Genomic DNA, 13,373 nt, shown 5'->3' on the forward strand with positions numbered 1-13,373 from the left:
ATGACAGCTCCGGATCCCGTCGTACCGGCGGGACCGGCAGCCCTCCCGCCCCGCCCGCCCGCGTCGGCGGGGCGGCTGAGCGCGGAGCGCCGCCCGCCCGCCGTCCTCGTCGTACCCGCCGTCGTGGCAGCGGTGTTCGCGCTGCTGCCGCTCGGCTATCTCGCGGTCCGCTCCCTGGAGCGCGGCCCCGCCTTCGCGTGGCAGGTCGTCGCGAACGAGCGCACGGCCGAACTGCTCGGCCGGAGCCTGGGTCTGGCCGCCGTCGTGGTCACGGCCTGTCTGCTGCTGGGCATTTCGCTGGCCTGGCTGACCGTACGGACCGCTCTGCCCGGCGCCAGGGCATGGTCCGTGCTGGTGACACTGCCGCTGGCGGTGCCCAGTTACGTCGCGGCGTTCGCGTGGCTGTCCGCCTTCCCGGAGCTGGCCGGCTTCACCGGGTCGGCACTCGCGCTGACCCTGGTGAGCTTCCCGTACGTCTACCTGCCCGTCACGGCCTCGCTGCGCGGCGCGGATCCGGCGCAGGAGGAGGTCTCGCGCTCGCTCGGCGCCGGGCCGCTGCGGACCTTCCTGCGCGTCACGCTGCCGCAGGTGCGGCCGGCGGCGGCCGGGGGGGCGGTGCTGGTAGCGCTGTACGTACTCTCCGACTTCGGCGCCGTGTCCCTGATGCGGTACGACACCTTCACGCGCGGCATCTACACCTCCTACCGGGCGAGTTTCGACCGCACTCCGGCCGCCGCGCTCAGCGTCGTCCTGGTGGTGATGACCATCGCCCTGGTGGCCGCCGAGGCACGTACGCGCGGCCGGGCGGGCCATGCCAGGACGGGTACCGGCGCCGCGCGCCCGGCCGTCCCGGCCGCCCTCGGCCGGTGGCGCGTACCGGCGGTGGCCTGGTGCGGGGCGGTCACGGCCGTCGCCGTCGTCACTCCGCTGGCCACGCTCGGCTACTGGCTCGCCGTCGGCAACTCCGCGACCTGGGACCCCGCCCGGCTGCTCGACACCGCCGGCACGACCCTCGGCGTCGCCGCCGCGGGCGCCGCGCTCACCACGCTGCTCGCCCTCCCCGTGGGCGTGATCGCCGCCCGCCACCGGGGACGCGCCGCACACCTGCTGGAACAGTCCGCCTACGCGGGCCACGCGCTCCCCGGCATCACGGTGGCCCTCTCCCTGGTCTTCTTCGCGGTCCGTTACGCCGAACCGCTCTACCAGGCGTACCCGTTGCTGGTCTGCGCGTACGCCGTGCTGTTCCTGCCGGTCGCCGTCGCCGCCACGCGAGCCGCCGTGCTCCAGTCCCCGCCCGTACTGGAGGACGTCGCCCGCTCGCTCGGCCGCAGTCCGCTGCGCGTACTGCGCGAGATCACGGTGCCGCTGGCCGCGCCAGGTGTCGCCGCCGGGGCCGCGCTGACCTTCGTCGTATGCATGAAGGAACTGCCGGCGACGCTGCTCCTGCGCCCCACCGGCATGGACACTCTCGCCACCCGTCTGTGGACCGAGACGGGAACCGGATCGTTCGCCGCCGCCGCGCCGTACGCCGCGGCGCTGATCCTGCTCGCCGCCATCCCCTCCTACCTCCTCGGGAGGCACCGCACATGAACGATCTGCGGATCACCGGCGTGTCCAAGGCCTACGGCCCGGGCTCGACGGTCCTCGACGGACTCGACCTGCACGTCCCCGGCGGCGCCCTGGCCGCCGTACTCGGCCCGTCCGGCTGCGGCAAGACCACCTTGCTCCGCGTCATCGCCGGCTTCCTGCGCGCCGACGCGGGCACCGTCACGGTCGGCGGCCGCACCCTGACCTCCCCCGGAGTGCATCTCCCTCCCGAGAGCCGCCGGGTCGGCATCGTGCCCCAAGAGGGCGCGCTCTTCCCGCACTTGAGCGTCGCCCGCAACGTCGCCTTCGGCCTCACCGGCCTCGACCGCACCAAGCGTCGCAGCCGTACGGAAGAGATGCTGGAACTCGTCGGCCTCGCCGGATACGGCGACCGCATGCCGCACGAACTGTCCGGCGGCCAGCAGCAACGCATCGCGCTCGCCCGCGCCCTGGCACCGGCGCCCGCCCTGGTCCTGCTGGACGAGCCGTTCAACGCCCTCGACAGCGCCCTGCGCGCAGGGGTCAGGGCCGATGTACGAGCCGCCCTGCGCGCCACCGGAGCCACCGGTGTCCTGGTCACCCACGACCAGCAGGAAGCCCTCTCCACGGCGGATCTGGTAGCGGTCGTACGGGACGGACGGGTCGCCCAGTGCGACACGCCCCAGGAGGTCTACCGCCGCCCCGCCGACACCTGGGTGGCCCGCTTCGTCGGCGACGCCGTGCTGCTCCCGGCCGCCGCTGACGAAAACACGGCCGCGACCGCGCTGGGCCGCCTCTCACTCGCCGCACCCGCCGGGGGCCGGCGCGACGGCACCGTGCTGCTGCGCCCGGAGCAACTCCAACTCACGGAAAGCGCGGGGGCGTCGGAGAGCGCCCAGGGCACCGTGACCGATGTGGCCTACTACGGTCACGACGCCATGGTCACCGTCGCTGTCGACGGCCTGGGAGACCCGGTCGGCATCCGGGTCGCCGGACCTGTGTCCGTACGCCCGGGCCAGCGCACCGGCATCCGCGTCACGGGTGAGGCGACGCTGCATCCCTGAGTTCCGTCCCCTCACCAGGGCGCGACACCGTCCTCCGTGAGGAAGGCGCGGTCGGGCAGCTCATCAGGGGCCAGGGTGGCGAAGTGGACGATCGTCCGCGCGCCTTCCTGAACCGTCTTCGTGCCCGCGAAGTTGTTCATGTCGGTCGCTACGTATCCGGGAGAGACCGCGCAGACGGTGACACCCCATTCCCTCAGCTGGTCGGCCAGGAGTACCGAGGTCATGTTCAGCGCCACTTTGGAGGCGCAGTACGCAATGAGGTCGGCCCGTCCCGCCGGGCCGCTTCCCGTGGTCCGCGCGAAGGTGGCGAGCGCGCTGGTTACGTTCACCACCCGGCCGCCGGCGGTGCGCAGCGCCGGCAGCAACGCCTGTGTGAGCGCGAACGCTCCGACGAAGTTCGTCTCGAGCGTGCTCCTCAGCATCTCGACGGACATCTCGTCGAGAGTCCGGCGTTCGCCCCGGACCACTCCGTTGACTCCCGCGTTGTTGACGAGGATGTCGAGGCGGCCGAAGGATGCGCCGACGAGCTCGGCGACCGACCGGACCGATTTCTCCTCGGTCACGTCCAGCCGCGCGAACCGGATGTCGCCGCCCTCGGCCGCGAGTTCGGCCGCCGCGGCTCTGCCGCGTTCTTCGTCCCGGGCGGTGAGCAGAACGCTCATCCCCCTTGCCGCGAGCCGGCGGCTCACCTCCTTGCCGAGCCCCTTGTTCCCGCCGGTCACCAGTGCCGTAGGCCGTGGGGCGCCGTCGCGTTCGCCGGAGTTGGTCATCCTCGGCTCCGTTCCTCAGCGGTCGGCGACGGCGTCTGCGGCTTGGCCACGGGGGCGGCCTGCGCCTGCGGCGGCACAGCGACGCGCAGCCAGAACACGCTGATGACCAGGGCCAGGCCGGCTACCACGGTGGAGAAGGCGAAGACATGCGCATACGGGTCGAGGCCCCGGCCGCCCCCGTCCCCCATGCTCTGCTGCATGATCACCGCCAGTGCGGCGATGCCCAGCGCGCCGCCGAACTGCCGGGCGGTGGTGTTCATACCGCTGGCCGCGGCGAACCGGGTGGGCGGAGCGCTCAGCGCCGCCGACGCCGAGGTGCCCATGGTGGACGCGCCCATGCCGATGCCGACCAGGCATCCCGCGGGCAGCCAGAAGGCGAGGAAGGAGGGGTCTTCGGTGAGCCCGAAGACCATCCAGAGGCCGCAGGCCACGAAGGCCGTCAGCCCGGCCAGCGTGGCGCCCCGCGGACCGCCCAGCCTCGGAGCCAGCCGGCTCATGGCCAGTGCGGCGACGGAAGCGGCGACCGCGCCCGGTGTCATGGCGAAGCCCGCCTTGAGCTCGGAGTACTGCCAGGACCCCGTCAGGTAGAGCACGCTGACCAGCAGCCAGGGGTACTGCGCCATGCCGTACAGGAGCGACACCACGTTCGTGACGGCGAAGGAACGATTGCCCAGCAGGGACGCTTCGAGAGCCGGCGCCGGATGCTTCCTGGAACGCAGTACGGCGACGACTCCGCCGGCGGCTCCGCCTACGAGACAGGCCAGCGTCCTGGCGTCCCACCAGCCCCAGGAGCCGCCCTCGGTGACTCCCAGGGTCGTGGCGCCGACCGCGAGAGCGACCAGAAGCGTGCCCAGCGGGTCCGGAATCTGCTTCTTGCCCGAGTCCGCGGGACGGGGCAGGAGCCGTACCGCCGCGAAGATCAGCAGGATGCCGAACGGGAGGTTGACGTAGAACACCGAGCGCCAGCCGAACAGGTCGACCAGCACCCCGCCGACGCTGGGACCGACCGCCGCGGCGAACGCCGAGGCCGCGCTCCACAGCCCGATGGACTTCACCCGTTGGTCCGCCGGCCCGTCGAGGAGCAGAATCGCCAGCGACGCCGGGATCATGGCGGCGGCGCCGATCCCCTGGAGCCCGCGGGTGACGATGAGCACGGGCAGGTTGGGCGCGATGCCGCACAACAGCGAGGCCGCGGTGAAAATCCCGATGCCGAGGAGGAACAGACGCCTGCGCCCCAGTACGTCCGACAGCCGTCCGGCCGGCACCAGGAGCGCCGCGAACATCACCGCGTAGGCGCTGATGACCCAGGAGAGGTCGGGTAACGAGGCGGTGGGGAAGTCCCTGGACAGGTCCGGCACCGCCAGGTTGGTGACGGTGGAGTCGAGCATCGCGAGGAAGGTACCCCCGGACGCCGTCAGCGTCACCGCGAGATACCCCCGCCGCTTGTTGGCGGGTTCAGACGTCGTCACTATTCAGCACTCCTGCGGAAACTGGATGTTTACAGACCGGTTACGGCCTTCAGACACGAGGCCGCGCACCGGCGGTCAGGCGTCGGGGCCGCCCAGCGTGATCACTTTCTCGACCTGCTCGATCCTGGCCCGGTCGAGATCAGTGGCGATCTTCTCGTCCTGCTCCATGAGTGCGTCGAGGTCGTGATGCTCGTACCCGATGATGCCCATCTCGCCGAACGCGTGCTGCATCTTCTTTCCGAAGAGGCCGATGTCCTTGAGCGTCGGAACAATGCGGGAGAAGAGGTGGCTTCGGAAGGCACGGAAGTGCTCCGACTCGCGCATGAACTTGATGCATTCGTCCGCGTCGATGTCGAGATTGCGCCAGACCTCTTCGCCGACGAACCGCTCCTGCATCTGGTAGCAGGCCTCGATGCAGAACTCTTCACGCTCGTCCCGTTCCGCCTGCGTGAGTTCCGGATAGTACTCGCGCAGCGCGAGCCGGCCGAATGCCACATGCCGGGCCTCGTCCTGCATCACATAGGTATTGAGCGCCTGGGCCAGCGGCTCCGTGGCATTGTCCCGGATCAGCCCGAACGCCGCGAGTGCCAGTCCTTCGATGAGCACCTGCATGCCCAGATAGGTCATGTCCCAGCGCGAGTCGGAAATGACGTCGTTGAGGATGGACTTGAGACTGGGATTGATCGGATACGCGAGCTCCAGCTTTTCCCTGAGGTAGCGAGAATAGACTTCGACGTGACGCGCCTCGTCCATCACCTGGGTCGCCGCATAGAACTTGGAATCAAGATCGGGCACCGTGTGCACGATCTTCGAGGAACAGATCAGCGCACCCTGCTCACCGTGCAGGAATTGCGAGAACTGCCACGAGGCAAGGTGATGGCGGACAACACCCTTTTCCTTCTGGCTGAGCTTGTCCCATACCCGGGATCCGTAGATGGCAATGGTCTGTTCCGGCACGCCCATGGGGTTGTTGAGGTCGACGTCGATCGACCAGTCAAGCCGCTCGGCGGCGTCCCACTGTTTCTGCTTGCCCTTCTCGTACAGGCCGAGCAGCCGGTCGCGGCCCTCGTCGTATTCCCAGTCGAACACCGTCGTTGCCCCGCTGGGCACTTGCCACCGTGTCTGTTCGACCGGGAGTGCGTAGATGCGTGTGCTCACAGGCGTTCCTCCAAACGGCGACAGCCCATGCACTTCGGACACAGCAGTACACAGGTCAAGAGGAAGTACGCGCCAAGTCTCGTCCACTGGTGGCTCACGAGGCATTGGGGATAACCCTGGGCAGGAGCCGGCCAGGGGCCAGGGGTGCCACGATGAACAAGCCGTCCGCCATCGCTCTCCAGGCACGGCAACTGCGAATCAGCCAACGTTCGTGGCAGGTTTCAGGTCAACTCCTCACCGTGCGGATGCAAATATGCAATAACCATCGATAATCTGCACGATGGACCACCCTGCTGCTAGTGTGCAAGGCGCAATATGCGACACGCGGGGGAGCGGTCCGCACCAGCGCGGACGTGCGTCCTGATGCGACGACGGGGGGGCGATGACACGTACCGGCCGTAATCTGCGCCAGCATGCCATTTCACCCGATTCAGACGTGTGGGGTACAGCGGGGACTGCGCCCAGTCACACGCAATCAGAGACTCTTGCCGGACGGCGAGATGTATTACGGACACTGAGCGACGCACTCCGCCAGGTAGGAGGGCGCCAGCCAGTTGCCCGGCTTGTCAAAATAACGGGCGACCCAGGAATCGGCAAGAGTGCGGTATTGGGGAAGTTCGCCGCCATCGCGCGTTCCGGGAACTCCCACGTATTCACCGGCAGGGTGGACCGTCAAGAGGATACCGCGCCATTCGGCCTTTTCTCCGACGCTTTCGACGACCAGCACGATCTCGTGCGCACGGCGGTGGAGGCTCTTCCTCCCTCGCAGCGCGAGGAGTTGAAAATCGCTCTCCGGCTGACCAGGGACTGCGACGCAGAACACGCGGCAGATGCCGTGAAGACCATGGCGCGGACCGGCTTCCGCTCCGTACGCGGATTTCTGGAGCAACTGTCCGTGCCCCGGCTGGTTCTCGTCCTTGACGACTATCACGCCGCCGATCAGGCCTCTGTCGAACTGCTCGGCAGTCTGCTGCGCCGGCCGCCGCGGGCGCCCATGCTGTTCGTGATCGCGTATCGAAATCGACAGGCGACGCCCTCACTGCAGGCGGCCCTCCGGGGCCGATCCGAACAGGTGATCGTCGAACATGTGCATCTTGAACCACTTCTCGAAGAGGAGGCAAGCCAGATACTGGCCGGCGAGGCCACCGCCATCAACCGTCAACGCCTCTACCGGGAGAGCCGCGGCAACCCCGGGTATCTGAAGGCGCTCATCTCCGAAGAGCCCGTATTCACCGCACGCGACGACCTGGGTCGGCTCAACCAGACCCCGCGCTTCGGGAATTACGCCCGGTACACCGAGGAATTGGTGCCGCTCCGGCCGGAGATGAGGGAGGTGATCGATGCCGCCGCCGTCGTCGGCCACGAGTTCGAGGCGGGGCTGCTCACGCAGATGCTGGGCCGGACCGAGACCGCGGTCCTGAACACCATCGGCGAGCTGATCCGGCGCGACCTCGTCCACCCGGTCGTACCCGGGCAGTACTTCGCCTTCCGGCACCCGGTGGTCCACCGGGCCGTATACAACTACAGCGAGCTGAGCTGGCGCGTGGACATGCACCTGCGCGCCGACGAGGCTCTGTGCACCCGTGGCGCCTCCGCCGTCGAGCGCGCCCCGCACGTGGAACAGTGGATCAAGCACGGCGATCTCGCCGCGGTCGACGTCCTCGCCGAAGCGGCCGAGGCCATGGCCTCCACCGACCCCGGCACGGCATCGGCCTGGCTCACCACCGCGCTGCGCGCCCTGCCGCAACAGCCCCGGTTCGAGGGCCGGCGGGCCGGCATGATGACCCAGCTCGCGGAAGCGCGCGGGGCAACGGGCCAGCTGCAGGAGTGCCGCGATCTCATGCACGAGGCGCTGAGCATCCTGCCCAGGGATCCGGCGCCCGCCCACGCCCGCGCCGTGGCCTTCGCGGCGATGGTGCAGCGGCTGCTCGGCGGCCGCGAGGAGACGGACGCCATGCTGCGCATGGAACTGGACGCGCTGGGCAGCGAGGACGCCCTGGTCCGCGCATCGCTCCAGTTCGAGATAGCCGCCGGCCAGCTGCACAGCGGCGACCCACTGGGCTGCTACCAGTGGGCACAGGAGGCGCTGGCCGTCGTGGAGCGGCACGGGCACCGCCCCCTGCAGGCGTCCTGCCTGGGCCTGATGGCCATGGCGAACACCGCCAACGGGTGCACGGAGCTCGCCTACGAGCTGCTCGGGCAGGCCACCACGATCCTGGACGGGATGCTCGACAGCGAACTCGCCCACAGCCTCGACGCGGTGATCTGGATCGGCTGGAGCGAGGTGCTGCTCGAACGCTGGGACGAAGCGCTCCGGCACTTCGACAAGGGCGTGGGCTTCGCCACCCGCAGCGGATACCGGCTGTTCATGCCGCACTTGCTGGCCGGGCAGGCGTTCGTACTGCGGGACCGGGGCAAACTCGCCGACGCGCGGATCGCCGTCGAGCACGCGGTCTATCTCGCCGAGCGCACGGACAGCCCGGAAGAGCTGGTCAACGCCTACGCGGTGCAGGGCTATGTGGACATCGCGCTCGGCAATCTCGACGGCGCCCTGCAGAGCTCCTTCGCCGCCACGCTGCAGCCCCGGCACTCGGCCAGCAGCTGGAAGGAGGCACTGGCCCTGCGGGTTCTGAGTGAGGCCAGACTGCTCAACGGCGACCACGAGGGATGCCTGGCGCTGGTGAGCGAGGCGGGCGGAGCCGACCTGCCGACCGCGGACGCCGGTTCCCGGATCGCCTGGTACGAGTTACTCGTACGGGCGGAACTCGCCGCGGACCGGCCGGGGCGGGCCGCGGAGTGGGCGCAGCGCGCCAAGCGGGCGGCGGACCTCCTGGAACAACCCGGCCGCATCGCGCTGGCGACGCTGGCCGAGGCGCAGGTGCTGCTCCGTCAGAACCCGGAAAGAGCGCTGGCTCCCGCGCAGCGGGCGGCGGCAGGTCTGGAGGAGGCCGGCCGGGCGATCGACGCGCTGCGCGCCCGCGTGATCGTGGGCCTCGCCCTGTGGCAGGACGGCCGATTCGACGAATCCGCCCAGGAGTTGAAGGCGACCCAGCTGGCCTGCGAGCAGCTGGGGGCCTCCGCTCTGGCACGCCAGGCCCGCGTCGAGCGGCGTCGGCTGGCCGCCCGTGCTCCGCGCGCGAAGAATACCGACTCGGAGAGCAGCGTGATGGTCCTGACGGGACGGGAGCAGCAGATCGCCGCACTCGTGAGCGACGGGCTGACCAACCGGCTGATCGCCAAGAGGCTGCATATCGCGGAGAAGACTGTGGAGATGCATCTGTCGAACGTCTTCGCCAAACTCGGCGTCTCGAACAGGGCGGCCGTCGCCGCGATGGTGACCCGTGGGGGCCCGGACTCCCCGCCCGGATTCTCCTCAGGAGACTGACGCGGCGGGGGCCAGGGAGGCGGGCCTGCCGACCGGGCCCTCCCCGAGGTGTCCGGCCGGCAGGCCGCACCTCAGGCAGGCCTGGTCGCCGACGGTCGCGTCCGCGCTGTCCTCGCCCTCGGGCACACCCATGCCCGGGCCCAGCGGGATCCCGGCGGAGATCCCGATGAGCGTCCGCAGCTGGGCGTTGAGTTCCTCCCGTTCGTCTGCCATGAGATCAGCAACTCCTGTCCTGTCGAGTGTCAGAGGGGAATATTGCTGTGCTTCTTCGGCAGCGGCGCGACCCGCTTGCTCCGCAGCGCGCGCAGCGCCTTGATCACGGCAATCCGCGTCTCGGACGGCGCGATGATGTCGTCTACGCAGCCGCGTTCGGCCGCGGCGTAGGGGCTGGTAAGCGTCTCCTCGTACTGTTCGGTGAGGGAGCGTTCCAGCGTGGCGGGGTCGTCGGACGCGGCGAGATCGCGGTGGAAGAGCAGGTCGACGCCGCCGCGGGCGCCCATCACGCCGATCTCCGCGGTCGGCCAGGCGAAGCAGAGGTCCGCGCCCAGCTCCTTCGAGCCCATCACCGCGTACCCGCCGCCGAACGCCCTGCGGGTGATGACGGTGATCTTGGGCACGGTGGATTCGATGTACGCGAATCCGAGCTTCGCGCCGCGGCGGATGATTCCCCCGTACTCCTGGACCGTCCCCGGCAGGAAGCCCGGGACGTCGACCAGGGTCAGGATCGGCACACCGAACGCATCGCAGAACCGGACGAACCGAGCGGCCTTCTCCGCGGCGTCGATGTCCAGCGAACCCGCCAGGTGGAGGGGCTGGTTGGCCACCACGCCGATGGTGTGCCCCTCCATTCTGGCGAACCCGCACAGAATGTTCTGTGCGAACTCCGGGTGCACCTCGAGCAGGTCCCCGTCGTCCACGAGCCGTTCGATGACCTGGTGCATGTCGTACGGCTGCTCGGAGACGTCCGGGATCACGGAGTCCAGCTCGAGATCGCCGGCCGTGCCCGCCGCGTCCACGGATGTCGGGTAACTCGGCGGCTCTGTGAGGTTGTTGCTCGGGAGATACGACAACAGGTCCTTGACGTACGCGAGGGCGTCCTCCTCGTCCGCCGCCATGTAGTGCGCGTTGCCCGTCCGCCGCGCATGGACGCTCGCCCCGCCCAGCTCCTCCAGGCCCACCGTCTCGCCGGTCACCGAGCGGATCACGTCAGGGCCGGTCACGAACATGTGCGAGGTACGGTCGACCATGACGATGAAGTCGGTCGCGGCCGGGGTGTACACCGCGCCCCCGGCGCACACCCCCATGATGACCGAGATCTGCGGGATCATTCCCGACGCGGTGACCACCCGCCTGGCGACCTTGCCGTACGCGGAGAGGGCCAGCACACCCTCCTGGAGCCGCGCGCCGCTCGAGTCGTTCATGCCGATCACCGGGCAGCCGATCTGCATGGCGATGTCGAGGAGTTTGCCCACCTTCTCCCCGAACACCTCACCGACGCTGCCGTTGAAGGAGGTCGCGTCCTGGGCGTACACGCACACCTGACGGCCGTCCACGGTTCCCAGGCCGGTGATCACGCCGTCACCGGCCGGGCGTCGGCCGTCGATGCCGAAGTTGGCCGAGCGATGCCGGGCCAGCGGATCGGTCTCCATGAAGGAACCGTCGTCCAGGAGCAGTTCGATGCGCTCGCGCGCGGTGTGCTTTCCCAGTACGTGCTGTCGCATCGCTGCCCGGGGTGATCCGGGCCGGCGTGCGAGCCGCTGTCGCTCCCTGTACTCCTCGATGCGCTCCGCGGTGGTGTGCCGTACGGCCCGTGCCGGCTGGGATGCGGACTCGTTCTGCGTGGTCATCCGGTTACCCCCGCCATGGCTTCGCTCGAGCCACCGAACGCCATGGCGAATTCGGTCACTTGACGGCCGACGGTCAGCAGCTGCGTCTCGAATCGGTCGCCGGTCTCCATGCCGGTCGGGGCCAGCGGATGTTCGGTCGTGTTCAGGGCGACGCCCAGCGGGGTCGGCCAGCCGCGCAGCGCGTGCACGATGGACCGCAGCGCGCACAGGGTGGTCCCGGCGGACTGCCACCCGGCGGCGGTGACCACACAGCCGACCGCCCGCCCGTCCAGATAGGGGCGGGGGTCGTCCCGGAGGTCCTCCAGATAGTCGAGCGCGTTCTTGACCAGACCGGAGACGCCGCCGTGATAGCTGGGGCTGGCCAGCAGCACGCCGTCGGCGCGGGCAAGGGCGTCCAGCAATGCGATGGTGGTCTCGCCGCGCTCTTTGCGCTGCGGCTGGAAGAGCGGCAGTACGCCGAGAGTTCCGGCATCGAAGAGCCGGGTCCGGGCACCGGCCTCCCTCGCCCCCCGCAGCGCCAGTGCCAGCGCCTTGTCCGTCGTCGATCCAGGTCGTCCCGTGCCGCCGATGCCGACGACCAATGGCTTCATCTCGCCCGGCCACATGGCCAAGTGAATCTTCTCCCCTCCTGGCTGGCCGGCCGGCTGTTCAGCCGGCGCGCATGCTGCGTGGGCGCAGATCCGTCCACACGCTTTCGATGTGAGTGAGGCAGTCCTCCTTGCTGCCGGAGAACCCCTCCGCGTGCCAGCCGTCCGGCATCCGCAGCGACACGTCCCAGATCGAGTACTGCTCCTCCTCGTTGAGCACCACCGCGTAGGTGGTGGGAGCTGCCGGAGTGCTGTCGTGGTCGGTCATGTGCTGCCTCTCCCCCGCTACTTGCGGGTGTCCTTGACGATGGTGCCGCCCTTCATCACCAGGACGACTCGGTCGGGGTTGTCGAAGAGTTCGGGTTCGGCGAGCGGATCGAAGTCGACCGCCACAAGGTCGGCGTACTTGCCCGCCTCGATGGAGCCGATCTTGTCCGCGACACGCATGATGGAGGCGTTCACCGAGGTGGCGGACATGATCGCTTCCCGGGCGCCGATGATCTTCGCCTTGAGGGCGATCTCCAGGCCCCGCCGGTTCTGGTTCGGTCCGATGAGATCGGAGCCGGAGCCGATGGGGACGCCGGCTTCCCGCGCGGCGAGCAGCCCGTCGGTCATGCCCTGCATCGTGTCGCCGACGCGTTCGCGTATCTGCGGCGGCAGCCCGTGCTGTTCGAAGTTCTCGGTGAGGACCTTGGCGATGGACAGGGTCGGTACGAGGCTGACACGGCCGGCCGCCATCATCGCGGCGGTCTCCTCGTCGATCCCGGTTCCGTGCTCGACGCACTCCACGCCCGCCTTGACCGCGTTGTGGATGCCGGCGACGTTGTGCGCGTGGACCGTGACGTAGGTGTGCCGGGCCCGTGCCTCGGTCACCGCGGTGGCGATCTCCTCGATGGTGAACTGGGTGTCGTCCAGCGAGTCGGCGATGGACACCACGCCTCCCGTGACGGCCATCTTGAGGAAGGTCGCACCCTGCCTGAAGCACTCGCGAGCAGCCTTGCGCACCTCGTCACAACCGTCGGAGATGCGGCCGACGGCAGTCAGCCCGCGCACCCGGAAATGAAAGGTCTCGTCCGGCGGCAGGAACGGCGATCCCAGGTGCCCGTGTCCGCCGCACTGCACCAGGGGGGACGCGGACGCCCAGATCCTCGGACCGGGAACGAGCCCGCGCCCCACGGTCCGCAGCACTCCATGGTCGATACCGCCGCAGTCGCGGACCGCGGTGAACCCGGCGTCGAGGGTCTGGCGCAGCGTGCGGAAGATGTCCGCGGCCCGCTCGGCGACGGAGAGTTCCATGTTGAGGATCGCCCGGGACTCACTGGAGTGCCCGAGGTGGACATGCGCGTCGATGAGACCGGGCAGCAGGGTCAGGCCGCTCAGGTCGACGAGGCCGGCGTCGCGCGCCGGTCCCCGTACACCGGTCTCGGTGATCCGTTCGCCGTCGATCAGCACCGAACCCGCGGGCACCGGGTCGCCGCCCAGGCCGTCGATGACCGTGGCGCCGGTAAGGAGTTGTGGCATGTCTCG

Annotated in this window: 11 protein-coding genes; 3 read left to right on the forward strand and 8 right to left on the reverse strand. The window is 69.5% G+C overall.

The annotated features are described in order from the left end of the window. Both J7E96_RS07705 and J7E96_RS07710 read left to right on the forward strand, forming a co-directional pair. Nucleotides 1-1,590, forward strand: a complete 1,590-nt coding sequence (locus tag J7E96_RS07705) for an iron ABC transporter permease (RefSeq protein WP_215128816.1) — start codon at nt 1-3, stop codon at nt 1,588-1,590. Further along, entirely contained in the window at nt 1,587-2,630 is a 1,044-nt protein-coding gene (locus tag J7E96_RS07710; RefSeq protein ID WP_215128818.1) for an ABC transporter ATP-binding protein, read from the forward strand. The genes J7E96_RS07705 and J7E96_RS07710 overlap by 4 nt, the downstream gene beginning before the upstream one ends. 11 nt (nt 2,631-2,641) lie before the next feature. On the opposite strand, the gene J7E96_RS07715 is transcribed toward J7E96_RS07710, so the two are convergent. The 3 genes from J7E96_RS07715 to J7E96_RS07725 all read right to left on the reverse strand — a co-directional run bounded on the left by J7E96_RS07715 (nt 2,642) and on the right by J7E96_RS07725 (nt 6,027). After that, entirely contained in the window at nt 2,642-3,400 is a 759-nt protein-coding gene (locus tag J7E96_RS07715; protein WP_215128820.1) for an SDR family NAD(P)-dependent oxidoreductase, read from the reverse strand. After that, the gene (locus tag J7E96_RS07720) at nt 3,397-4,869 is read right to left on the reverse strand and encodes an MFS transporter (RefSeq protein WP_215128822.1); all 1,473 of its coding nucleotides are present in this window, start codon (nt 4,867-4,869) and stop codon (nt 3,397-3,399) included. Before J7E96_RS07720 ends, J7E96_RS07715 begins: the two co-directional genes overlap by 4 nt. Nucleotides 4,870-4,944: 75 nt before the next feature. Beyond that, nucleotides 4,945-6,027, reverse strand: a complete 1,083-nt coding sequence (locus J7E96_RS07725) for a diiron oxygenase (protein ID WP_308295869.1) — start codon at nt 6,025-6,027, stop codon at nt 4,945-4,947. Between the two features lie 382 nt (nt 6,028-6,409). Between J7E96_RS07725 and J7E96_RS07730 the strand changes: the two genes are divergently transcribed. Then, entirely contained in the window at nt 6,410-9,412 is a 3,003-nt protein-coding gene (locus tag J7E96_RS07730; RefSeq protein WP_251069543.1) for a LuxR family transcriptional regulator, read from the forward strand. Here the strand turns inward: J7E96_RS07730 and J7E96_RS07735 are convergent. Genes J7E96_RS07735 through J7E96_RS07755 form a run of 5 tightly spaced genes read right to left on the reverse strand, consistent with a single transcriptional unit; the run spans nt 9,401 to nt 13,367 of the window. After that, nucleotides 9,401-9,625, reverse strand: coding sequence for a hypothetical protein (locus J7E96_RS07735; RefSeq protein WP_215128828.1), 225 nt, complete (start codon nt 9,623-9,625; stop codon nt 9,401-9,403). The two genes, J7E96_RS07730 and J7E96_RS07735, sit on opposite strands and share 12 nt — an antisense overlap. 29 nt (nt 9,626-9,654) lie before the next feature. After that, the gene (locus tag J7E96_RS07740) at nt 9,655-11,259 is read right to left on the reverse strand and encodes an acyl-CoA carboxylase subunit beta (RefSeq protein ID WP_215128830.1); all 1,605 of its coding nucleotides are present in this window, start codon (nt 11,257-11,259) and stop codon (nt 9,655-9,657) included. Continuing rightward, nucleotides 11,256-11,864 (reverse strand): NADPH-dependent FMN reductase, encoded by a 609-nt coding sequence (locus J7E96_RS07745; RefSeq protein ID WP_215129233.1) that lies wholly within the window; start codon nt 11,862-11,864, stop codon nt 11,256-11,258. Before J7E96_RS07745 ends, J7E96_RS07740 begins: the two co-directional genes overlap by 4 nt. A gap of 43 nt (nt 11,865-11,907) precedes the next feature. Further along, complete coding sequence (locus tag J7E96_RS07750) at nt 11,908-12,114, reverse strand: MbtH family NRPS accessory protein (RefSeq protein WP_215128832.1); 207 nt, start codon at nt 12,112-12,114, stop codon at nt 11,908-11,910. Nucleotides 12,115-12,131: 17 nt separating this feature from the next. Continuing rightward, nucleotides 12,132-13,367, reverse strand: a complete 1,236-nt coding sequence (locus tag J7E96_RS07755; protein WP_215128834.1) for an amidohydrolase family protein — start codon at nt 13,365-13,367, stop codon at nt 12,132-12,134. Nucleotides 13,368-13,373: the final 6 nt, after the last annotated feature.

The sequence above is a fragment of the Streptomyces sp. ISL-96 genome (assembly GCF_018614035.1).
GTDB lineage: Bacteria > Actinomycetota > Actinomycetes > Streptomycetales > Streptomycetaceae > Streptomyces.